Origin of the sequence: Paracoccus niistensis (assembly GCF_042432925.1) — a bacterium.
GTDB classification, from domain to species: Bacteria; Pseudomonadota; Alphaproteobacteria; order Rhodobacterales; family Rhodobacteraceae; genus Paracoccus; species Paracoccus niistensis.
Map to the genome: position 1 here is coordinate 76,379 of NZ_JBHLWE010000017.1, position 20,618 is coordinate 96,996.

The window sequence follows — 20,618 nt, forward strand, 5'->3', positions numbered from 1 at the left end:
AAGGGGTCAGCGAGGGCGGTTGCGCACAAGCTCGCGCCACATGGCGAAACCGCCTGATCCGACGATCAGCGCGGCCCCCGCAAGGGTCGCCGCGTCGGGCCGCTCGCCGAAGACGGCGACGGCGATCAGCAGGGCGAAGATCAGGCGGACATAGCGCAGGGGCGCGATCAGTGAAGCCTCTCCGGCGCGGGTCGCGCCGACCATCATGGCGTAGCCCAGGACGCTGAAGGCCATGCAGATCAGGAAGCCCAGCGCCTCGGGCTGCGTGGGGACCAGCATCGGCGTTCCCTGCACCCAGGCCAGCGCCAGCCCCGCCGGCACCAGCGCCGCGAAGGCCGAAGCCGACAGCTGGTGCGAGGGCACCCGCGCCGGCATCCGCCGCGTGGCGAGATCGCGGGCGGCAAGTCCCACGACGCCCACCAGCGCCAGCGCCGACTGCGGCTGGAAGCCCGCCGCGCCGGGGCGGATGATCAGCAGCACGCCCGCAAAGCCGACAAGGATCGCCGCCCAGCGCCGCCAGCCGACCTTCTCCTTCAGGAACAATGCGCTTCCCATGACCAGCGCCAGCGGCAGCGCCTGCAGGATGGCCGAAGCCGAGGCCAGGTCCGTCAGCGCCAGCGCGAGCGTGAGGCCGACGGCGCCCACTGCCTCGCCCCCGTTGCGCAGCAGGACGGCCGGGATCAGCAGCGCGCGGGTGAACAGCCGCCCCCCTGCCCGCCTGAGCAGGACCCAGAAGACCGCCATTCCCAGCAGGCCCAGCGTGACCAGCACCTGCCCCACCGGCAGCCTCATGGTCAGGGCCTTGATCGCGGCATCCTCGACCGCGAATGTCGCCATGGCGCCGACCATCAGCAGCGCCGCGCGCAGGTTGGCCGTGGCCTCCGACGTGTTCAGGGGACTGGTGGCGGTCATGTCCCCGGCGATGCTAGACTGGCCTTCTCGCGTCAAGCACGAAAGGCTTTCGCCATGAAGTTCCACGTCGAAGACATGAGCTGCGGCCATTGCACCGCCACCATCGAGGCCGCCATCGCCCAGGCCGGGGGGCAGGCCCGCACCGACCTGGACAGCAAGACGGTCACGGTCGAGGGCATGGGCAGCGCGCGGGCGGCCGAGGTCATCAAGGAAGCGGGCTACACCGCTGTCCCGGTCGAATAAAGGGGCGTCGAATCAGCGCCTCCGGCCCCTGCCCCGGTGTCGGTCCCGCGCCCCTTCGCGCATGGATTTGCGGCATTCTGTTTCGTTGCCGCATTGCCTCGGCGATGGTATTCCTGAACCTGTCCGCAACCACCGGCGGAACCAAGGCACGACTGCCGCAAAGGCAGCATTCAGGACGAGGAGACACCAGATGATGAAGCCCGTCGTGGCCATCGCCGCCATCCTTCTGACCACCCCCTTCGCCGAGGCCGGCCCCATCGACAACGCCTGCATCCGGTCCGACCGCGGCGCCCGCAGCCCGGGGCTCTGCGGCTGCATCCAGCAGGTCGCGGACCAGACCCTGTCGCGCGCCGACCAGCGCCGCGCCGCCGGGTTCTTCCGCAACGCCCAGCAGGCGCAGGATGTGCGCATGTCCAAGCGCGCCGCCGACAACCAGTTCTGGGACCGCTACAAGGTCTTCGCCGCGACTGCCGAACGCTACTGCGCACGGTGAGGATCGTCGTCCTGACCGGCGCGGGACTGTCGGCCGAAAGTGGGCTCGCGACCTTCCGCGCCTCGGACGGGCTTTGGGAACAGCACCGGGTCGAGGACGTGGCGACCCCGCGCTGGTCATGCGCTTCTACGACGCACGCCGGGTAGGGGCGGCGTCCGCTCGGCCCAACCCGGCACACGAGGCGCTGGCCCGGCTCAGCCGCCAGCCCGGCGTGACGCTGATCACCCAGAACGTGGACGCGCTGCTGGACCGCGCGGGTGCAAAGGATGTGATCCACATGCACGGCCGCCTCGACTCGGCCCTGTGCGGCGCCTGCGGTCACCGCTGGCCCGCGCCCGACAGGATGCCCGTGGGCATGGCCTGCCCGTCGTGCGGCAGGCCCGCGGCGCGTCCCGACATCGTGTGGTTCGGCGAGATGCCCTATTACCTGGACCGGATCGAGGCCGCGCTGGACAGCGCCGACATTTTCGCGGCCATCGGTACCTCGGGGAACGTCTATCCGGCCGCGGGCTTCGTGGACATCGCCACGATGAACGGCGCCGAAACGGTGGAACTCAACCTCGCGCCGACCGCCCCCGGCCGCTTCGGCCGGGTGATCGAGGGTCCCGCCAGCCGCACCGTCCCCGAATGGGTCACCTCGCTGATCGGCTGAACTCCCCGGTTCGTTCTTCTTCGTCCAAGTATCCCGGGGTCCGGGGCAGCGCCCCGGTCCCACGTCCGCCCTCAGCGAAACCGCCGCAGCCTCAGCGCATTTGTCACCACAAAGACAGAGGACAGCGCCATGGCCGCCGCGCCCAGCATGGGCGACAGGCGCGGCCCGCCCAGAGGCACCAGCACCCCCATCGCCACCGGGATCAGCGCGACGTTGTAGGCAAAGGCCCAGAACAGGTTCTGCCGGATGTTGCGCATGACCGCGCGGCTCAACCGGATCGCCTTCGCCACGGCGGACGGGTCGCCCGAGGCCAGCACGACCTCGGCCGCCTCGATCGCCACGTCGGTTCCCGAGCCAATGGCGATTCCGGTCTCGGCTGCCGCCAGCGCGGGCGCGTCGTTGATGCCGTCGCCCACGAAGACGCTGCCCTCGCCCATGCTTCGGATCGCCTCCAGCTTGCCCTCGGGCAGCACGCCCCCGGTCACATGGTCGATGCCGAGCCGCCGGCCCACGGCCTCGGCGGCGGCGGGAACGTCACCCGAGATCATGCGCGTCCCGATCCCCAGCCCGTGCAGCGCGGCCACGGCCTGCGCCGAGCTTTCCCGCACGGGATCGGCCATGCCCATCACCGCGACATGAACCCCGTCCACCGCCAGGTGCACCGGAGTCGCGGCTTCGGCCGACAGCGCCTCGGCCCGCGCGAGCAGCCCCGCGTCGGGGGCAATCCCCGCCTCCTCCAAAGCGCGCGCGTTGCCGATCAGCACCGCGCGGCCCTCGACCGTGGCCCGCAGCCCCCGGCCCGCGCTGGCGGACACGGCCGAGGCGGCGGGCACCTCGATCCCCCGTTCGCGCGCGCCGGTCAGGACGGCGGCGGCCAGCGGATGCTCGGACCGCGCCTCGGCGGCCGCAGCCAGCCGCAGGGCCTCGGCGTCCTCGATGCCGCGCGCCTCGAGGGCGACCAGCGCCGGGCGTCCCAGCGTCAGCGTGCCGGTCTTGTCGAAGCCCACGACCCGCGCATCGGCCAGTCGCTGCAGCGCGTCGCCGCGCCGGAACAGGATGCCCAGCTCCGCGCCCCGTCCCGTGCCCACCATGATCGACACCGGCACCGCCAGCCCCATCGCGCAGGGGCAGGCGATGATCAGGACCGAGATGGCAGACACCAGCGCGCCCGTCAGCCCCGCCCCCGCCAGCATCCAGACGGCGAAGGTCAGGACCGCAAGCGCGATCACCACGGGCACGAAAACCCGCGTGACCCGGTCCACCATGCCCTGCACGGGCAGCTTTGCGGCCTGCGCGTCCTCGACCATCCGCACGATCCGCGCAAGCGCGGTGTCGGCACCCACTGCCGTCACGCGATAGCTCAGCGCCGAGGCGCCGTTCACGGTGCCCCCCGTCACGCGGTCGCCGGGGACCTTGGGCACAGGCAGCGGCTCGCCCGTCAGCATGGACTCGTCGATCACGCCCTGGCCTTCGGTGATCTCGCCGTCCACCGCCACGCGCTCGCCGGGCAGCAACTCGACCAGGTCGCCGGGGACCAGTTCCGCGACCGGCACCTCGGCCACTGCGCCGCCGCGCCGCACGCGGGCCGTGGACGGGGCGAGTTCGACCAGCCGCCGGATCGCCTGCCCCGCCTGTCCGCGCGCCCGCGCTTCCAGCCAGCGGCCCAGCAGGATCAGCGTCACGATGACCGCAGCGGCCTCGTAATAGACATGCAGCGCGTCGGCAGGCAGCAGCCCCGGCGCGAAGGTAGCCACGGTGGAATACAGGAACGCCGCCCCCGCCCCCAACGCGACAAGGCTGTTCATCTCGGGCGCGCCCCGCAGGAGTGCCGGGATGCCGTGGGCGAAGAAGATCCGCCCCGGCCCGGCCAGCACCGCCAGCGTCAGGACGAACTGCACCGCCCACAGCAGCCGCGTGTCCGCCGCCGACATCAGCCAGTGATGGAAGGGCGGGAACAGGTGCGCGCCCATCTCGAGGACGAACAGCGGCAGCGTCAGGACGGCGGCGAGGATGAAGCGCCCGCGCAGCCCCGCGGCCTCTTCGCGCCGCGCGTCGCGGTCAGGTTCGGCCGCAGCGTCAGGAGCCGCCGCCTTGTAGCCCGCGCGCTTCACCGCCCCGGCCAGCGCGGCGGGCGTGACCGACGGGCCATGCGTCACCGTGACCGACCGCGTGGCAAGGTTCGCCACCGCGCCCGTCACGCCGGGCAGCGCGGTCAGCGCGCGTTCGACCCGGCCCGTGCAGCTGGCGCAGGTCATCCCTTCCACCGCCAGCCGCGTGGTCTTCAGCGTGGCGGGATAGCCCGCGCGGCCCACCGCCTCGATGGCGGGTCCGGCGGCGGCGGGGTCGTCGAGATCCAGGCGCGCGCGGCGGGTGGCAAGGTTGACGCTGGCGCGGGCGACGCCGGGGACGGCGGCAAGCGCGCGCTCGGCCCGGCCCACGCAAGAGGCGCAGCTCAGGCCCTCAAGCTCGAATTCGATCTGTTGTGTTTGTGCCATGACAAAGCCTTTTCGATTCCATGTTTCATCGGAGTCGAAAGGGCGACGGGCGGGGCCTGCGGACGCCCCGGCGGATCGGCGGCGGCCTCGGCGGGCCGCAGCACCGGAAGCAGGACGGCGTCCCTTGCACGCAGGGCCATGGACGCCCGCGCCGCAAGCCCGCGGTCCCGCTGGTGGCAGCGGCAGCCGCGCCCGCCCTGTCCCCGGCACAGATGCGCCGGACGCACGGGCGCGCGGCGCGGGGGCCTCGCGGGTCGGGGGGTGGCGGAACGGCAGCACATGGGCGTTCTCCTTGCGGGACTCCATATGGGACCTTGCCTGTCAGAGCGCAACGCCGCCCATTGACGCCGCTTTGAGTTGAAATGCCGACCCATAAACGTTAGCGCAAAAGCCAAAAGGCACGAACCACGAGGGACCGAGTGTCGATGAACCGCCGCCAGATGATGATGCTGACCCTGCCGCTGATCGCCGCTCCGGCCGCGCTGATGGCGCAGGCGACCGCCCCCGCGGCCCCGCCCAAGGCCCCCGCGGCCCCGGCAAGGACCAAGGCCGCCTACGACCCGGCGCCGACCGAGGTGCCGATCCGCGAAGGGTTCGAAGTGGGCTCGATCGTAGTCGTTTCGGGCGACTACTACCTTTATCACGTGATCGCGCCGGGCCGCGCCATCCGCTACGGCGTGGCCGTGGGCACGGACGAGCTGGTCTGGAAGGGCCGCGCGCTGGTCGGCCGCAAGGTCGAATGGCCCAGCTGGACCCCCACCAAGTCCATGATCGAGCGCAAGCCCGAGCAGTACAAGAAGTACGAGAACGGCATGCCCGGCGGCCCCGAAAACCCGCTGGGCGCGCGGGCGCTGTACCTTCACACCGTCAACGGCAACGACACCGCCATCCGTATCCACGGCACGACCGACCCCGGTTCGATCGGGCGGGCCGTGTCCAACGGCTGCATCCGCATGCGCAACGAGGCGGTGATGGACCTGTATGACAAGGTGCCGATCGGCGCCCCCGTCTACGTCTACTGAGCTTGCAGCCGGCCGAGTTCCGCGTGACCCGCCTGTCGGACCTGGCGAAAGCCGGGTTCGACACGATCATCGACGCGCGATCCCCGTCCGAATACGCCGAGGATCACCTGCCCGGCGCGATCAACCTGCCTGTTCTGGACGATGCCCAGCGGGCCGAGGTCGGCACGATCTACAAGCAGGTCTCGCCCTTCCAGGCCCGCAAGATCGGCGGCGCCATCGCGGCGGCCAATGTCGCGCGCCACGTGGCGGGGCCTCTGGCGGACCGGGACGGGGGCTGGCGGCCCCTGGTCTATTGCTGGCGCGGCGGACAGCGCTCGGGCGCCTTCTCGACGATCCTTGCGCAGATCGGGTGGCGGACCTCGCGGCTCGAGGGCGGCTGGAAATCCTGGCGCGCGCTTGTTTTGCGGCAGGTGCAGGACCTCGGCCCGCCCTCGCCCCTGGTCGTGCTGGACGGCAACACCGGCTCAGCCAAGACCGAGATCCTGGCGCGGCTCGCGCGGCGCGGGGTGCAGGTGATCGACCTCGAAGGGCTGGCGAACCACCGGGGCAGCCTGTTCGGCGGGATGCCCGGCGGGCAACCCGCGCAGAAGCTGTTCGAAAGCCGCCTTGCGATGGCGCTGGCCGCGCTGGACCCGTCGCGCCCCGCCGTGGTCGAGGCGGAAAGCTCGCGCATCGGCGATCTCGCGGTGCCGCGTGCCATGTGGCAGGCGCTCTGTGCCGCGCCCCGGCTGCGGCTCGAGGTGCCCTTGGCGGCGCGTGCGATCTATACCGCGCGGGCCTATGCCGATGCGGTGGCCGAACCGGGCCGGGTCGAGGCCTCTGTCGCCCGGCTTGCCCCCCTGCATCCGGCCGAGCGGATCGCGGCCTGGCGCGGCATGGCCCAGCGCGCCGACTGGGTTTCGCTTGCCGAGGAACTGATGCGCGAGCATTACGACCCCCGTTATGAAAAGCACCGCGCCCGGCATGGTGAAAACGAACGCGAGACAATCCCCGTGGCCCGCCTGACCGGAGAAGGGCTGGACGCCGCCGCCGCCGCCGTGGAAGCTGCGGTGGACCGGCTGGCCGGGCCAGGGGGAACGGCTGCGGGCCAGACCGACCCGCAGCCCTGAGCGTCAGTTCGCCGCGGCCCCGTGCCCCGCGCCATGCGCGTGGCCGGCCGGCATCCCGGCCTTGTTGTCCACCTTCACCGTCAGCGGCACCTGCCCGCAGGCGCCGAAATCCAGCGTCAGGGCGAGTTCGTCGCCCTCGGCCAGCGGGGCCTTCGTGTCCATCAGCATGACATGGTCGCCCCCGCGTTCCAGCGCGTGGGTTCCACCCGCAGGAACGGTGACGGACTCGATCGGTACCATGGACATGACGCCGTTTTCCTCGCGGTGAGTATGCAGTTCGGCCCGGTCGGTCACCTCGGGGGCGCTGACCGCCGTCAGGACGCAGTTGGCGGCGCCCTTGTTCTCGATGGTCATGAAGGCCGCGCCCGCCTTGGGGTTGGTGGAGCGCGCATAGGCGCCGGTGACGGTCAGGTCGCCCACGGTGGTGCCATGGTCGTGCCCCTCATGGGCGGAAACGGCAAGAGGAAGGGCCGCCAGCGCGGCGGCAAGGATCAGGGTCCGGTTCATGTCAGGTCAAACTCGCTTGGAGATGTCGCAAAGGGTTCGGTCAGGCGGTGCGGGGCGCCGGGGGACCGCGCGCCTGTGGCACCGGTTGCGACAAGGGCGAGAAACGGACCGACTTGGGCAGATCCGCGCGGCGGAGTGGTCCCGCACCGGGCGCGACCCTCAGCGGCGGCGCATCCAAGGCTGCCAGCAGGCCCAGCGCCATGTCGGGGCAAAAGCTCGCCTGCCCCGGATCATCGGGATCGGTGACGACGGCCATGCCGCCGCACAGGACAAGCTCGGTCCCCGTGCGCAGCTGCCCGCGCGCCATGCCCAGCGACAGGCTGGTCAGCAGAACAAGCGCGATCAGGGCAAGGCGGATCACCATGACGCAGCTTTAGGGCTGAAGCCCGCGCCCGCCAAGAGCGTGCGACACCCGCCAACGGCAAAGGCCCCGCCGCTGCCGGCGAGGCCTTGACGAAATCGCGGCGGTGAAAGGCTCAGGCCTTCGCCAGCTCGCGCTTGATCTTCAGGGCGCGGGGCGACAGCTCGTCGTCCTTGGCCTTCGCCAGGAAGGCGTCCAGGCCGCCGCGGTGATCGACCGAGCGCAGCGCCGCAGCCGAGATGCGCAGCGAATAGGACTGGCCCAGCTTGTCCGAGATCAGCGTGACGTCGTTCAGGTTCGGCAGGAACCGGCGACGGGTCTTGTTGTTGGCGTGGCTGACGTTGTTGCCGGTCATCGGCCCCTTGCCGGTCAGTTCGCAGACGCGCGACATGATGTTGATCCTTCGTTGCAGCGTCCGGCCCCGCTGCTCGGGTGCCGGAAATTGAAAGGGCGCCGACTGGCAGCGCCCGGAAATCCGTTGCGCGTGGATAGGGGCTGAAGCGGTCCGCGTCAAGCCCGAATCACGTGCAGCCCCGTCTTGGCAAGCCGACATCGCCCCAATACCACGGGGCGATCCCAAGGCCCATCAGGGGGAACGCCCATGCCCGACCCGACCGCGCCCGACATCAGCGACCTTGCCGCGCGCCTGGTCGCGGGCGAACGCCGGGCACTGGCCCGCGCGATCACGCTGGTCGAAAGTGCCCGCCCCGACCACCGGGCGCAGGCCATCGCCCTGCTGGCGGCCCTGCCACCGCGCCAGGCGCTGCGGATCGGGCTTTCGGGCACGCCGGGCGTCGGCAAGTCCTCGTTCATCGAGGCCTTCGGGCTGATGCTGACAGGCCAGGGGCTGCGGGTGGCGGTGCTGGCGGTGGACCCCTCCTCGGCGCGCTCGGGCGGCTCGATCCTTGGCGACAAGACGCGGATGGAGCGGCTGTCGCGCGCCCCCAATGCCTTCATCCGCCCCTCGCCCAGCCAGGCGGAACTGGGCGGCGTCGGCCGCCGCACACGCGAGGTCGTGCGCCTGGCCGAGGCCGCGGGCTTCGACGTGGTGCTGATCGAGACGGTCGGCGTCGGCCAGTCCGAGACGCTGGTGGCCGAGATGAGCGACCTTTTCGTCCTGCTGCTGGCCCCAGCGGGCGGGGACGAACTGCAGGGTGTCAAGCGCGGCATCATGGAGATCGCCGACCTGATCCTGGTCAACAAGGCGGACGGAGAGCTGAAGGCCACCGCCAACCGCACCGTGGCCGACTACGCGGGCGCCCTGCGGCTGCTGCGCAAGCGCCCGCAGGATCCCGAGGGCTTCCCCAAGGCCCTGCCCGTCTCGGCCTTGGAAGGCGACGGTCTTTCGCGCGCCTGGGAGGAGATGCAAGCCCTTGCCGACTGGCGCCGTCAGACGAGCCACTTCGCCCGCCACCGGGCCGAACAGGCCGAAAGCTGGTTTCTGTCCGAGGTTCGCGCGGGCCTGCTGGCGCGCCTTCGCCGCGAGCCGGCGGCAGGCCGCCTGGCGGCACTCGGCGCCGAGGTCGCCGCCGGGCGCGCCGATCCGGTGGCCGCGGCGGCCGAGATGCTGGCCTGGCTGGAGTGAGTCCTCCCTGCCTATATTCCGGCATGTTCTTCTTCGCTTAAGTATCCCGGGGTCCGGGGCAGCGCCCCGGTTCGGCCGCGCAAACCGGATACCGCGCCCGATCTTCGGCTGCACGGCCGCGCGAATCGGCTAAGGTCGGCGCATGGACACGCTCTTCTCCCTTCCCGACGACGCCACGCTTTACCGCGCGCTGACGGACCGCGACCCGGCCTACGAGGGCCGGGCCTGGGTCGGGGTCAGGACGACCGGCATCTTCTGCCGCCTGACCTGCCCCGCGCGGAAGCCCCGGCCCGAGAACTGCCAATGGTTCGACAGCCCGGCGGCGGCCTTGGGCGCAGGCTTCCGCCCCTGCCTGCGCTGCCATCCCGTGGCGCCCGAGGCGGAGGGCGATCCCGTGGTCCGGCGGATGCTGGCGGCGCTTGCGGCCGATCCCGCGCGCCGCTGGACCGAGGCCGGGGTGGCGGAGCTGGGGCTCGACCCCTCCACCGTGCGGCGCGCCTTCAGGAGGCATTTCGGCATGAGCTTTCTCGATTACGCCCGCCAGTCCCGCCTGCGCGCGGGCCTGCGCGGGCTGTCAGAGGGCGCCCCGGTGATCGAGGCGCAGCTTGACGCGGGCTTCGACAGCGCCAGCGGCTTCCGCGAGGCCTTCGCGCGGCTTTTCGGCCATCCTCCCGCTGCCTTGGCGCGGGGCGGGCCGGGGCTGGTGGCCGACTGGCTCGACACCCCCCTGGGCGGGATGATCGCGGTTGCGGACGACCACAGCCTGCACCTTCTGGAGTTCACCGACCGCAGGGAACTGGCGGCGGAACTGCGGCGGCTGTCGGCCGCAGCGCAGGGCAGGATCGGGTTGGGACGCAGCGCCGTCACGGACGCGGCCGAGGCGCAGCTTGCGCGCTATTTCGCGGGCGAGTGCGGGGCGTTCGACCTGCCCCTGACGCTGCATGGCACGCCCTTCCTGCGCGATGTCTGGACCGAGCTGCGCGCGATTCCACCGGGCGCGACCGTCAGCTACAGCCAGCTTGCCACGCGGCTGGGCCGCCCCTCGGCCGCGCGCGCCGTGGCCCGTGCAGTGGGCACGAACCAGATCGCCATCGTGATCCCCTGCCACCGTGTCATCGGCGCGGACGGCAGCCTGACGGGTTACGCAGGTGGACTGTGGCGCAAGCAGGCGCTGATCGGGATCGAGCGGAAGCTGGCTCAGGCTGGATATGACAGCGCCGGCTGATGCGCCGCACCGGGGGTTTTCCACCCCCATCGTCGTATACGACGATCCCGGAGGATACTTGTACGAAGAAGAAACCCGGAAGCCGTGGTCAGGGCACTGATCTGCTTGCGACCGATTGCCGGGCAGGCGAGACCTGAGCGGAGTTTCCGCAGAAAAGCTGTCCCATGCACCGCCGCACCGTTCTGACCACCCTTGCCTTGGCCGCCGCCTTTCCTGCCCTGGCGGCGCCTGCGCCGAAAGGCCGCGCGCTGCTGATGGTCGAGGCGCCGCGCTGCCCCTTCTGCGCGGCCTTCCGGCGCGAGGTGCTGCCAAGCTATGCCTCGCATCCCTTGGGCCGTGCCGCGCCGCTGACGGCCGTACCGATCGACGGACCCTGGCCGGACGGGCTGGCACTGGCCCGCGCGCCTCAGGCCTCGCCGACCTTCATCCTGCTGGAAAACGGCATGGAGATCGGGAGGTTCGAGGGCTACGACGATCCCCAGACCTTCTGGCGCGCCCTGGGCGGCTTGGTGGCGTGAGCCCGCCCCTTTTGCCGCGCGCGGCCCTGCGCTAAGGCAGACCCGCGCGGTTGGATTTCGTCCAACCCGGACCGGCAGCGAAAGGGACAGGCCATGCACGACATCCGCGTGATCCGCGACGACCCGGCGGCGTTCGACGCCGCCCTGGCCCGCCGGGGTCTTGCGCCGATGTCGCCCGAGATCCTGGCGCTGGATGCCGAGCGCCGCGCCCGCATCGCCGCGGCCGAAACCGCACAGGCGGAACAGAACCGAGCCAGCAAGGACGTCGGCGCCGCCAAGGCCCGTGGCGACGACGAGGAATTCCAGCGGCTGCGCGCCCTTGTCGGCACCAAGAAGGACGAGGTCGCGGCCATGCAGGCCGAAGCCTCGGCCCTGGATGCGAAGCTGCGCGAGTTGCTGATGACGATCCCCAACCTGCCGCTGGACAGCGTGCCCGAGGGGAAGGACGAGAACGACAACGTCGAGATCCGCCGCTGGGGCGAGCCCAAGGCGCTGGACTTCACCCCGGTCGAGCATTTCGAGATCGCCGGGGCGAAAGGCGGCATGGACTTCGCCACTGCCGTCAAGCTGTCGGGCGCGCGCTTCGTCCTGCTGACGGGCGCGGTCGCCCGCATCCACCGGGCGCTGGCGCAGTTCATGCTGGACCTGCACATCGACCGCCACGGGCTGACCGAGACCTGGACCCCCGTCCTCGTCCTGTCCGAGATGATGGAGGGCACCGGCCAGTTGCCCAAATTCGGCGAGGACTCCTATCAGACGCGCGAGGGCTGGTGGCTGATCCCCACCGCCGAGGTCACGCTGACCAACACCGTCCACGGCGACCTGGTGGACCACGCCACCCTGCCCCGCCGCATGGTCGCCCATTCGCAGTGCTTCCGGTCCGAGGCCGGCAGCGCGGGCCGCGACACCACGGGGATGCTGCGCCAGCACCAGTTCGAGAAGGTCGAGATGGTGTCCATCACCGACGCCGACACCGGCCTTGCCGAGCACGAGCGGATGACGAAATGCGCTGAGGCCGTGCTGGAAGCGCTGGGCCTGCCCTATCGCACCATTGTCCTCTGCACCGGCGACATGGGCTTCGGCGCGCGCATCACCCATGACATCGAGGTCTGGCTGCCCGGCCAGGACCGCTACCGCGAGATTTCCTCGGTCAGCTACTGCGGCGACTTCCAGGCGCGGCGCATGAACGCGCGCTATCGCCCGGCAGGCGGCGGCAGGCCGGAGTTCGTGCATACCCTGAACGGCTCGGGACTGGCGGTGGGGCGCACGCTGATCGCGGTGCTGGAAAACGGCCAGCAGGCGGACGGCTCGGTCGTGCTGCCCGAAGCGCTGCATCCCTATCTGGGCGGCGCCACGCGGCTGACCGCGCAGGGAACGCTGGCCTGATCCGCCGCCCGGGCGGCGCGGCCACGGGCCCGGCGAAAAAGCTCGGCGGGCGATGGACCCTGCGCAAATCCTGCGGCGTTCCCCCGGCATGAGTCGGAACCTTCAGGCCGTGATCGAAGCGTTCACCGCGGGATTGTTTGCGATCTCGGCGGCCCTGACCGCATTGCGGACCGTCACCGCCTGGGATGACCTTTACACCGACCCTCTGACCTTCGACCGCCCCATCATGGGACGGATGGCGCTGCAGGGCGGCGGCACCGAGGTCAACCTGCTGGGCGTCTTCGCGCAGCCTACCAACGTGATCCTGTGGGGGCTGCTGGCGGCGGCGGTGACGGCGGCCATCCTGCATGTCGTGGGGCGGTTGCAGGAACGCTTCGGCCCGCCGCTGCCGAGGGCGATGAACCTGGGCCTGCTGGCCGCCACCGCCGCCCCCTGGGTGATCAACAGCGTCCCGATCGCGGGGCTGGCGCTGGGCGGGCTGGCCTGCGGCCTGCTGGTCTACGGCATCAAGACCCACCCCGCGCCCGAACGGGGCCTGGGCTGCTTTCCCATCGCCTTTCTCTGCGGCTGGTTCGTTATGGCCACCTGCGCCTCGCTCAGCCTGCTGGCCTATTACATGGGCCTCGGGCTGGAACGCGCGATCCTGCTGGGGCTACTGGCCGCCGCGCTGGCCTCGGTCTGGATCCAGCTCAGGATCGACCGGTTTCCCAGCTTCTCGCTGGCGGTCATCTGGGGGATGATCGGGCTTGCGGGCGAAACGGCGGGCGCCAGCATCACCATCGCCACCGCCTGCGTGCTGGGGATCTCGGCGCTGGCGGTGGTGCTGGTGCGGGTGACGACCTGAGGCTGGCGGGGCACCGGGCAGGATGCGTTTGGCCGGTTGTCGTTCCCGCAAGGCTCGGGCTAACCTCACGGCAGTTCACAAACAGGGGCGTTTCATGAATATCAGGGGACTGGTGGCGGCATTCGCAGTGGCCGCGTCCTTCGCGCAGGTCTCGGCCGCGCAGGAGATGTCGTTCTTCCGCATCGGCACCGGCGGCACGGCGGGCACCTATTATCCGATTGGCGGCCTGATCGCGAACGCAATCTCGAACCCGCCCGGATCGCGGCCCTGCGAGGATGGCGGTTCCTGCGGCGTGCCGGGGCTGGTGGCGACGGCGGTGGCCTCGAACGGGTCGGTCGGAAACGTCAACGGCATCAACGGCGGCGCGATGGAGGCCGGGTTCACCCAGTCCGACGTGGCCTATTGGGCGCAGACCGGCACGGGCCTGTGGGAAGGCCAGCCCGCGGTCGAGAAGCTGCGGCTGATCGCCAACCTTTATCCGGAAAGCATCCACCTGGTCGCCCGGGCCGACGCGGGCATCGCCTCGGTCGCGGACCTCAAGGGCAAGCGCGTCTCGCTGGACGAGCCGGGCTCGGGCACGCTGGTCGATGCCAAGATCATCCTGGAAGCCTTCGGGCTGTCAGAAGCCGACGTGACGGCGGAATACCTCAAGCCCGACCAGGCGGCCGACCGGATGCGCGACGGCGCGATGGACGCCTTCTTCTTCGTGGGCGGCTTTCCTGCGGGCGCCATCGCCGAGCTGGCCAGCCAGCATGAGGTGACACTGGTGCCGATCGCCGGCCCCGAGGCCGACAAGCTGCGCGAAACCTATACCTTCTTCGCCACCGACACGGTTCCGGCGGGCACCTATGACGGGCAGGACGCCGACGTCGCCACGCTTTCGGTCGGCGCGCAGCTGGTCACCAGCGCCGATCAGCCGGAAGAGCTGGTCTATGGCATCGCCAAGGCGCTTTACAACGAGAACACGCAAAAGCTGTTCGCGGCGGGCCATGCCAAGGGCAAGCTGATCACGCTGGACAGCGCGACCCAGGGCGCGGGCATTCCCTTCCATCCCGGCGCCGAGCGCTTCTATCGCGAAGCGGGCAAGCTCGAGTAAGCTTGTCCCGAACCGACTGGAGGACGCGGCCGGATCACGGTCCGCGTCCTTTGTCATTGATCCGCAATGCAGGACACCAGAATGACCGACGCCCCTCGCCAGCTTTCCGAAGCCGAACTGCGCGCGCTGGAAGAAGAATACGATCCCGAGGCCCGCTTCCGCACGGTCACCCGCCCCGTCGCCATCCTGGCAGGGGCGGTGCTGTTCCTGCTGTCGGTGTATCACTTCTACACGGCGGGCTTCGGCATCCCGCGCGCGACGACCCATCGTGGACTGCACATGGGCGTGTCGCTGTTCGTGATCTTCCTGACCTTTTCGTCACTTGCGCGCAACCGCCACAAGACCGACGGCTTCGCCTTCCTGGGCGTCCCGGTGGTGGACTGGGCGCTGGCCATCGCGGGGGCCGTCAGTGCCTTCTACGTGCCCTGGATCTATGACCAGCTGGCCTTCCGCGTCGGCAACCCGCTGCCCATCGACATCGCCATGGGCACGATCCTGCTGGTCGCACTGATGGAGGCCGTGCGCCGGTCCATGGGCTGGCCGCTGCCCGTGATCGCGCTGGCCTTCATCGCCTATGCCTATTGGGGCCAGTCGATGCCGGGCATCCTCGTCCATCCCGGCGCGGACTGGGCGAACATCGTCAACCACCTGTACCTGACCTCGCAGGGCATCTACGGCACCGCGCTGGGCGTGATCGCGACCTATGTGTTCCACTTCGTCCTGTTCGGGGTGATGGCGCAGAAGATCGGGCTGGGGCAGCTGTTCATCGATCTGGCGACGGCGCTGACGGGCCGTTTCGCGGGCGGGCCCGCCAAGGTGTCTGTCGTGTCCTCGGCCATGCTGGGGACGATCTCGGGGTCGTCCATCGCCAACACGGTGACGACGGGCGCGCTGACCATCCCGGCGATGATCAAGATCGGCTTCAAGCGCCATTTCGCCGCGGCGGTCGAGGCCGCCTCGTCCACCGGCGGGCAGATCACGCCGCCCGTCATGGGCGCTGTGGCCTTCCTGATGGTGGAATACCTCGGGATTCCGCTGCGCACGATCCTGATCGCGGCGATCGTGCCCGCCTTCATGCATTTCTTCGGCGTGCTGGTGCAGGTCCACCTGGAGGCCAAGCGGCTGGGCATTCGGGGCCTGCGGGCCGAGGAGCTTCCCAAGGCGGGCAAGGTCCTGCGCGAGGGCTGGCTGTCGGTCCTGCCGCTGATCCTGCTGGTCTGGATGCTGATGTCGGGCCGCACGCCCTTCCTGTCGGCCTTCTCGGCCATCACCGCCTGCATCGTGGTCTACCTTATCCAGCAGATCATGGCGGCGGGCCTCGCCGGGGGCATCAGGGAAGCCGCCGTCGGGATCTACGACGGCTTCGTCGCGGGCGCGCGGCAGTCGCTGGCCGTAACCGCCGCCGCCGCGCTGGTCGGCGTGGTGATCGGCATCGTCACCCTGACGGGCGTGGGCTTCAAGATCGCCTTCATGGTCACCAGCCTCGCGCAGCAATGGGCGACCTCGTTCCACGGCATGCTGGGCGTCCTGCCCTTCGAGCTGTTCAGCATCGAGACGCTGACGCTGCTGTTCACCCTTGTGATGACGGCAGTGGTCTGCGTGCTGATGGGCTGCGGGGTGCCGACGACGGCAAACTACATCATCATGGTCGCGGTCGCTGCCCCCGTGCTGGGCATGATGAACGTCGAGCCGCTGGTGGCGCACTTCTTCGTCTTCTACTTCGGCGTGCTGGCCGACGTGACGCCGCCCGTTGCGCTGGCGGCATATGCCGGGGCGGGGATCGCGGGGGCGAACGGTTTCAAGGCGGGGAACACGGCCTTCCGGCTGTCGATGGGCAAGGCGCTGGTGCCCTTTGTCTTCGTCTTCTCGCCCTCGCTGCTGATCGTGACGCAGGGCTTCACCCTGCCCGACTTCCTGCTGGCCTTCACCGGCGCGGTCCTGGGCATCATCGCCCTGTCGGCGGCGATCACGAACTGGCTGCTGGGCCCGCTGCTGCTGATCGAGCGCGTGCTGCTGCCCATCGCCGCCCTGCTGCTGATCGCGCCCGAGATCGTCTCGACCGTGATCGGCGCCGCGATCCTGGGGGCCGTGATCCTGCGGCAGTACCTTGCCGGAATGCGGGGCGACGGGCTTCCCTCGGCGACCTGACATGGCCCGAGGAGGCGGAGGGCCGGCCTTCCGCCTCTTCAGGTGCAACGCCTCTTCACGGGAATTGCCAGTGACCCAAGGCCTCCCCGAGTTGCCGCTGGATGCACGGCGCCTCGGTCAGCCCGTCAGAGGAACGGCGGACCTGACGAGGGTTGTGCGGGAAAGCGCCGGAACGCAGGCCGTTCTGGCCAACTGCCGGCCCGAATGGCGACCCCGAGAGGATTCGAACCTCCAACCTGCCCCTTAGGAGGGGGCTGCTCTATCCAGTTGAGCCACGGGGTCGTCGGTGCCGTTCTCGCATGGGCGGGCGCCCGATGGCAAGGTTGCGGATGAGGGCTGTCATGCGCTAACGGTGGCGCGTTCCTCCAGGTGATCTGCCCATGACATTGTCCCGTCCCCGCCGCCGCCCGCTGACGCTCCGCGACGTGTCGCTGGCCTCGGGGGTCAGCGAGATGACGGTCAGCCGGGTGCTGCGCAACCGGGGCGACGTCTCGGCGGCGACGCGGGAAAAGGTGCTGAACGCCGCCCGCGCGCTGGGATATGTGCCGAACAAGATCGCGGGCGGACTGGCCAGCCAGAGGGTGAACCTGGTGGCCGTCGTGATTCCCTCGCTGTCGAACCTGGTGTTCCCGGACGTGCTGGGGGGGATCTCGGCGGAACTGGACGATACCGGCCTGCAGCCGGTGATCGGCGTCACGAACTACGGCCCCGCCCGGGAAGAGGCGGTGCTGTACGACATGCTGAGCTGGCGGCCGACCGGCGTGATCCTGGCCGGGCTGGAACATTCCAGGGCGTCCCGCGCGATGCTGGAAGGCGCGGGCGTCCCGGTGGTCGAGATCATGGACGTGGACGGCACCCCCATCGACACGGCCGTGGGCATCAGCCACGATCGCGCGGGGGCCGAGATGGCGGGACAGATCCTCGCCGCCGGCTATCGCCGCATCGGCTTTATCGGCACTCATATGCCCGAGGACCACCGCGCCCGAAAGCGCCTGGCGGGCTTCGAGCGCACGCTGGAGGCCGCGGGCGTGCCGCTGGTCGCGCGCGAATACTATCAGGGCGGCTCGTCGCTGGCGAAGGGGCGCGAACTGACCGAGCGAATCCTCGCACGCGAGCCGGAACTGGACTTCCTTTATTACTCGAACGACCTGATCGGGGCGGGCGGGCTGATCTGGGCGCGCGAGCGGGGGATCGACATCCCCGGGCGGCTGGGGCTTGCGGGTTTCAACGGGGTGGACCTCCTGGACGGGTTGCCGATGCGGCTGGCCACGACCGACGCGCGCCGGCTGGACATCGGCCGGCGCGCGGCGCGGATCGTGTCGGGCAAGGACCCGCGCCCCCAGGGCGGGATCGTGGCGCTGTCCCCGACGTTCCTGCCCGGCGACACGATCCGTCCGCCGCAAGGGTGAAAGAAGGGGCACTGCCCCACGTCCTGCCTCTCTCGGGCATTTCCATCAGAAAACAGAGTGGCAGGCTATAGCTCGACCGTCTCCATGACCTTCGGCGTCAGCACCTCGACGCCCGGCAGGGCGCGGCGCATCGCCTCGGGGTCCTGCTTCAATGCAGGGAAGGTGTCGTAGTGGCAGGGGATGACCGTCTTGAAATCGAAATAGCGCTTTGCCGCCCAAGCCGCGCGTTCCATGTCCATGGTATAGTAGCCGCCGGCGCAAAGGATGCCGATCTCGGGGCGGTGCAATTCGGCCATCCACTCCATGTCGGCCATGATGTCGGTGTCGCCCGAGACATAGATCGTCCGCCCCTCGCCCCGGATCATGTAGCCCGATTCATGCCCCGCATAGACCGGCTTGCCGTCCACCATCAGCGAGGAGGAATGGCTGGCGTTCACCATCGTGACCCTGGCCCCGTTCAGGTCCACCGTGCCGCCCCTGTTGAAGCCGATGCCGTCCAGACCCTCGGCCTCACCCCAGTAGCCGATCAGGTCGGCGATGCCGACGACCGTGGCCCCGAGTTCCTTCGCCAGCGCCACCGCGTCGCCGGTGTGGTCGCCGTGGCCGTGGGTCAGCAGGATGTGGGTCGCACCGCGCACCGCCTCCTCGCGCCGGTCCGTGGGGAACACCGGGTTCCCGGTCAGCCACGGGTCGATCAGGATCACGGCACCCTCGATTTCCAGACGAAAGCCCGCGTGGCCCAGCCAGGTCAGTTTCATCCAACACCTCCTGCGTTTCGGGGCGCAGGCTAGCGCGGCTTGCAGGGCCGGTCCACCGGCGGTAAACCGCGCGCCAAGCGAAAGGAACCCCCATGTCCATCACCGAAGCCGAGGCCCGAAAGGTCGCGCATCTGGCGCGGATCGCGGTCGCGGACGAGGCGCTGCCCGCGCTCGCCGCCGAATTGAACGGCATCCTGCAGTTCATGGAGCAGCTGAACGAGGTCGATGTCGACGGCGTCGAGCCCATGACGGGGGTCGAGAAGATGCGCCTCAAGCGCCGCGAGGACGTGGTGACCGACGGCGACCGGCAGGAAGCGATCCTGCGCAACGCCCCCGACGCGCGCGAGGGGTTCTTTGCCGTGCCGAAGGTGGTGGAATGAGCCTGAACGAACTGACCATCGCGGAAGCCCGCGACCGCCTGCGCGCGCGCGAGATCACGGCCACCGAGCTGACCGACGCCTGCCTTTCCGCCGTCGAGGGCGCAGGAGCCCTGAACGCCTTTGTCCACCACACGCCCGAAATCGCGCGCCAGCAGGCCAAGGCGGCGGACGAGCGGCTCGCCTCCGGCGATGCGCCGGCGATGTGCGGGATTCCGGTGGGGATAAAGGATCTGTTCTGTACGAAGGGCGTGCCCTCGCAGGCGGCCTCGCGCATCCTTGAAGGCTTCCGCCCGGAATACGAATCGACCATCACGCAGAACCTGTTCGATGCCGGCGCAGTGATGCTCGGCAAGCTGAACATGGACGAATTCGCCATGGGCTCGTCGAACGAGACCAGCGTCTATGGCAACGTGGTGAACCCGTGGAAGCTGGATGGCCGGCAACTGACGCCGGGCGGTTCCTCGGGCGGCTCGGCGGCGGCGGTGGCGGCGGACCTGTGCCTTGCGGCGACCGGCACCGACACCGGCGGTTCGATCCGCCAGCCCGCGGCCTTTACCGGGACCGTGGGGCTGAAGCCGACCTATGGGCGGGTCAGCCGCTGGGGCACGATCGCCTTCGCCTCGTCGCTGGACCAAGCGGGGCCGATGACCAAGACCGTCCGCGACGCGGCGATCATGCTGGGCGCAATGGCCTCGGTCGATCCGAAGGATTCGACCTCCGCTGACCGCCCGGTCGAGGATTACGAGGCCGCCCTGACCGGAGACATTCGCGGCAAGCGCATCGGCATCCCGCGCGAATACCGCATGGACGGGATGCCGGCCGAGATCGATGCGCTGTGGAAGCAGGGCGCCGCCATGCTGCGCGACGCGGGCGCCGAGATCGTGGACATCTCGCTGCCGCACACGAAATACGCCCTGCCCGCCTATTACGTGATCGCCCCGGCCGAGGCGTCCTCGAACCTCGCCCGCTATGACGGCGTCCGCTATGGCCGCCGCGCGCGGCTGGGCCAAGGCGACGGCATCACCGAGATGTACGAGAAGACCCGCGCCGAGGGCTTCGGGCACGAAGTCCAGCGTCGCGTGATGATCGGCACCTATGTGCTGTCGGCAGGCTTCTACGACGCCTATTACAACCGCGCCCGCAAGGTCCGCGCGCTGATCAAGCGCGACTTCGACCAGGTCTTCGCGGAAGGCATCGACACGATCCTGACGCCCGCGACGCCTTCGGCCGCCTTCCCGCTGGGCGCGATGACGGATGCGGATCCCGTCCAGATGTATCTCAACGACGTCTTCACCGTGACGGTGAACCTGGCAGGGCTGCCCGGCCTTGCGGTGCCGGTCGGGCTTGACGCGCAGGGCCTGCCGCTGGGACTGCAACTGATCGGCCAGCCGTGGGACGAAGGCAACCTTCTGAACCATGGCGCCGTTCTGGAACAGGCTGCAGGATTTGTCGCCAAGCCCGAACGCTGGTGGTAA

Annotated in this window: 20 protein-coding genes, 1 tRNA gene and 1 pseudogene; 15 read left to right on the forward strand and 7 right to left on the reverse strand. The window is 70.0% G+C overall.

Annotated elements, in window-relative coordinates:
* Positions 1-6: 6 nt before the first annotated feature.
* The gene (locus tag ACFFII_RS04640) at positions 7-912 is read right to left on the reverse strand and encodes a DMT family transporter (protein WP_377697721.1); all 906 of its coding nucleotides are present in this window, start codon (positions 910-912) and stop codon (positions 7-9) included.
* Between the two features lie 54 nt (positions 913-966).
* Between ACFFII_RS04640 and ACFFII_RS04645 the strand changes: the two genes are divergently transcribed.
* The 3 genes and pseudogenes from ACFFII_RS04645 (at position 967) to ACFFII_RS04655 (ending at position 2,300) form a co-directional block, all read left to right on the forward strand.
* Positions 967-1,155, forward strand: coding sequence for a heavy-metal-associated domain-containing protein (locus tag ACFFII_RS04645; protein WP_090754188.1), 189 nt, complete (start codon positions 967-969; stop codon positions 1,153-1,155).
* Positions 1,156-1,345: 190 nt separating this feature from the next.
* Entirely contained in the window at positions 1,346-1,648 is a 303-nt protein-coding gene (locus tag ACFFII_RS04650; RefSeq protein ID WP_377697722.1) for a hypothetical protein, read from the forward strand.
* Positions 1,645-2,300 (forward strand): annotated as a pseudogene (locus ACFFII_RS04655) (NAD-dependent deacylase). The gene ACFFII_RS04650 and the pseudogene ACFFII_RS04655 overlap by 4 nt, the downstream one beginning before the upstream one ends.
* 71 nt (positions 2,301-2,371) lie before the next feature.
* Here the strand turns inward: ACFFII_RS04655 and ACFFII_RS04660 are convergent.
* Positions 2,372-4,795, reverse strand: coding sequence for a heavy metal translocating P-type ATPase (locus tag ACFFII_RS04660; protein WP_377697723.1), 2,424 nt, complete (start codon positions 4,793-4,795; stop codon positions 2,372-2,374).
* Positions 4,796-5,220: 425 nt separating this feature from the next.
* Here ACFFII_RS04660 and ACFFII_RS04665 point away from each other — a divergent pair, with 425 nt between their 5' ends.
* Both ACFFII_RS04665 and mnmH read left to right on the forward strand, forming a co-directional pair.
* Positions 5,221-5,817, forward strand: a complete 597-nt coding sequence (locus ACFFII_RS04665) for a L,D-transpeptidase (protein ID WP_377697724.1) — start codon at positions 5,221-5,223, stop codon at positions 5,815-5,817.
* A 23-nt stretch (positions 5,818-5,840) separates the two neighbouring features.
* Entirely contained in the window at positions 5,841-6,926 is a 1,086-nt protein-coding gene (gene mnmH / locus ACFFII_RS04670; RefSeq protein WP_377697725.1) for a tRNA 2-selenouridine(34) synthase MnmH, read from the forward strand.
* Positions 6,927-6,929: 3 nt separating this feature from the next.
* On the opposite strand, the gene ACFFII_RS04675 is transcribed toward mnmH, so the two are convergent.
* The 3 genes from ACFFII_RS04675 to rpmB form a co-directional block, all read right to left on the reverse strand.
* A complete protein-coding gene (locus ACFFII_RS04675) occupies positions 6,930-7,433 on the reverse strand; it encodes a copper chaperone PCu(A)C (RefSeq protein ID WP_377697726.1) in 504 nt (167 codons plus the stop codon).
* Positions 7,434-7,473: 40 nt separating this feature from the next.
* Positions 7,474-7,797, reverse strand: coding sequence for a hypothetical protein (locus ACFFII_RS04680; RefSeq protein ID WP_377697727.1), 324 nt, complete (start codon positions 7,795-7,797; stop codon positions 7,474-7,476).
* A 112-nt stretch (positions 7,798-7,909) separates the two neighbouring features.
* Positions 7,910-8,185 carry a 50S ribosomal protein L28 gene (gene rpmB / locus ACFFII_RS04685; protein ID WP_090754202.1) on the reverse strand — a complete coding sequence of 92 codons (276 nt, stop codon included), beginning with the start codon at positions 8,183-8,185 and terminating at the stop codon, positions 7,910-7,912.
* Positions 8,186-8,395: 210 nt separating this feature from the next.
* Here rpmB and meaB point away from each other — a divergent pair, with 210 nt between their 5' ends.
* The 7 genes from meaB to ACFFII_RS04720 all read left to right on the forward strand — a co-directional run bounded on the left by meaB (position 8,396) and on the right by ACFFII_RS04720 (position 16,596).
* A complete protein-coding gene (gene meaB / locus ACFFII_RS04690; RefSeq protein WP_377697728.1) occupies positions 8,396-9,379 on the forward strand; it encodes a methylmalonyl Co-A mutase-associated GTPase MeaB in 984 nt (327 codons plus the stop codon).
* 142 nt (positions 9,380-9,521) lie between these two features.
* The gene (locus ACFFII_RS04695) at positions 9,522-10,604 is read left to right on the forward strand and encodes a bifunctional transcriptional activator/DNA repair enzyme AdaA (protein WP_377697729.1); all 1,083 of its coding nucleotides are present in this window, start codon (positions 9,522-9,524) and stop codon (positions 10,602-10,604) included.
* 164 nt (positions 10,605-10,768) lie between these two features.
* Entirely contained in the window at positions 10,769-11,122 is a 354-nt protein-coding gene (locus tag ACFFII_RS04700; RefSeq protein WP_377697730.1) for a thioredoxin fold domain-containing protein, read from the forward strand.
* Positions 11,123-11,215: 93 nt separating this feature from the next.
* Positions 11,216-12,508, forward strand: a complete 1,293-nt coding sequence (serS, locus tag ACFFII_RS04705) for a serine--tRNA ligase (protein ID WP_377697731.1) — start codon at positions 11,216-11,218, stop codon at positions 12,506-12,508.
* A gap of 88 nt (positions 12,509-12,596) precedes the next feature.
* Positions 12,597-13,352, forward strand: a complete 756-nt coding sequence (locus ACFFII_RS04710; protein ID WP_377697732.1) for a hypothetical protein — start codon at positions 12,597-12,599, stop codon at positions 13,350-13,352.
* A gap of 94 nt (positions 13,353-13,446) precedes the next feature.
* Complete coding sequence (locus tag ACFFII_RS04715) at positions 13,447-14,448, forward strand: TAXI family TRAP transporter solute-binding subunit (RefSeq protein WP_377697733.1); 1,002 nt, start codon at positions 13,447-13,449, stop codon at positions 14,446-14,448.
* An 81-nt stretch (positions 14,449-14,529) separates the two neighbouring features.
* Complete coding sequence (locus ACFFII_RS04720) at positions 14,530-16,596, forward strand: TRAP transporter permease (RefSeq protein WP_377697734.1); 2,067 nt, start codon at positions 14,530-14,532, stop codon at positions 16,594-16,596.
* A gap of 205 nt (positions 16,597-16,801) precedes the next feature.
* Here the strand turns inward: ACFFII_RS04720 and ACFFII_RS04725 are convergent.
* A tRNA-Arg gene (locus ACFFII_RS04725) sits at positions 16,802-16,878 on the reverse strand.
* A 98-nt stretch (positions 16,879-16,976) separates the two neighbouring features.
* Between ACFFII_RS04725 and ACFFII_RS04730 the strand changes: the two genes are divergently transcribed.
* Positions 16,977-18,005: a LacI family DNA-binding transcriptional regulator gene (locus tag ACFFII_RS04730; RefSeq protein WP_377697735.1), complete on the forward strand. Its 1,029-nt coding sequence runs from the start codon at positions 16,977-16,979 to the stop codon at positions 18,003-18,005.
* A 65-nt stretch (positions 18,006-18,070) separates the two neighbouring features.
* Here ACFFII_RS04730 and ACFFII_RS04735 read toward each other — a convergent pair whose 3' ends face one another.
* On the reverse strand, positions 18,071-18,763 hold the full coding sequence (locus ACFFII_RS04735; protein ID WP_377697736.1) for a metal-dependent hydrolase: 693 nt from the start codon (positions 18,761-18,763) through the stop codon (positions 18,071-18,073).
* Between the two features lie 92 nt (positions 18,764-18,855).
* Between ACFFII_RS04735 and gatC the strand changes: the two genes are divergently transcribed.
* Positions 18,856-19,143: an Asp-tRNA(Asn)/Glu-tRNA(Gln) amidotransferase subunit GatC gene (gene gatC / locus ACFFII_RS04740; protein ID WP_377697737.1), complete on the forward strand. Its 288-nt coding sequence runs from the start codon at positions 18,856-18,858 to the stop codon at positions 19,141-19,143.
* On the forward strand, positions 19,140-20,618 hold the full coding sequence (gene gatA, locus ACFFII_RS04745; protein WP_377697738.1) for an Asp-tRNA(Asn)/Glu-tRNA(Gln) amidotransferase subunit GatA: 1,479 nt from the start codon (positions 19,140-19,142) through the stop codon (positions 20,616-20,618). Before gatC ends, gatA begins: the two co-directional genes overlap by 4 nt.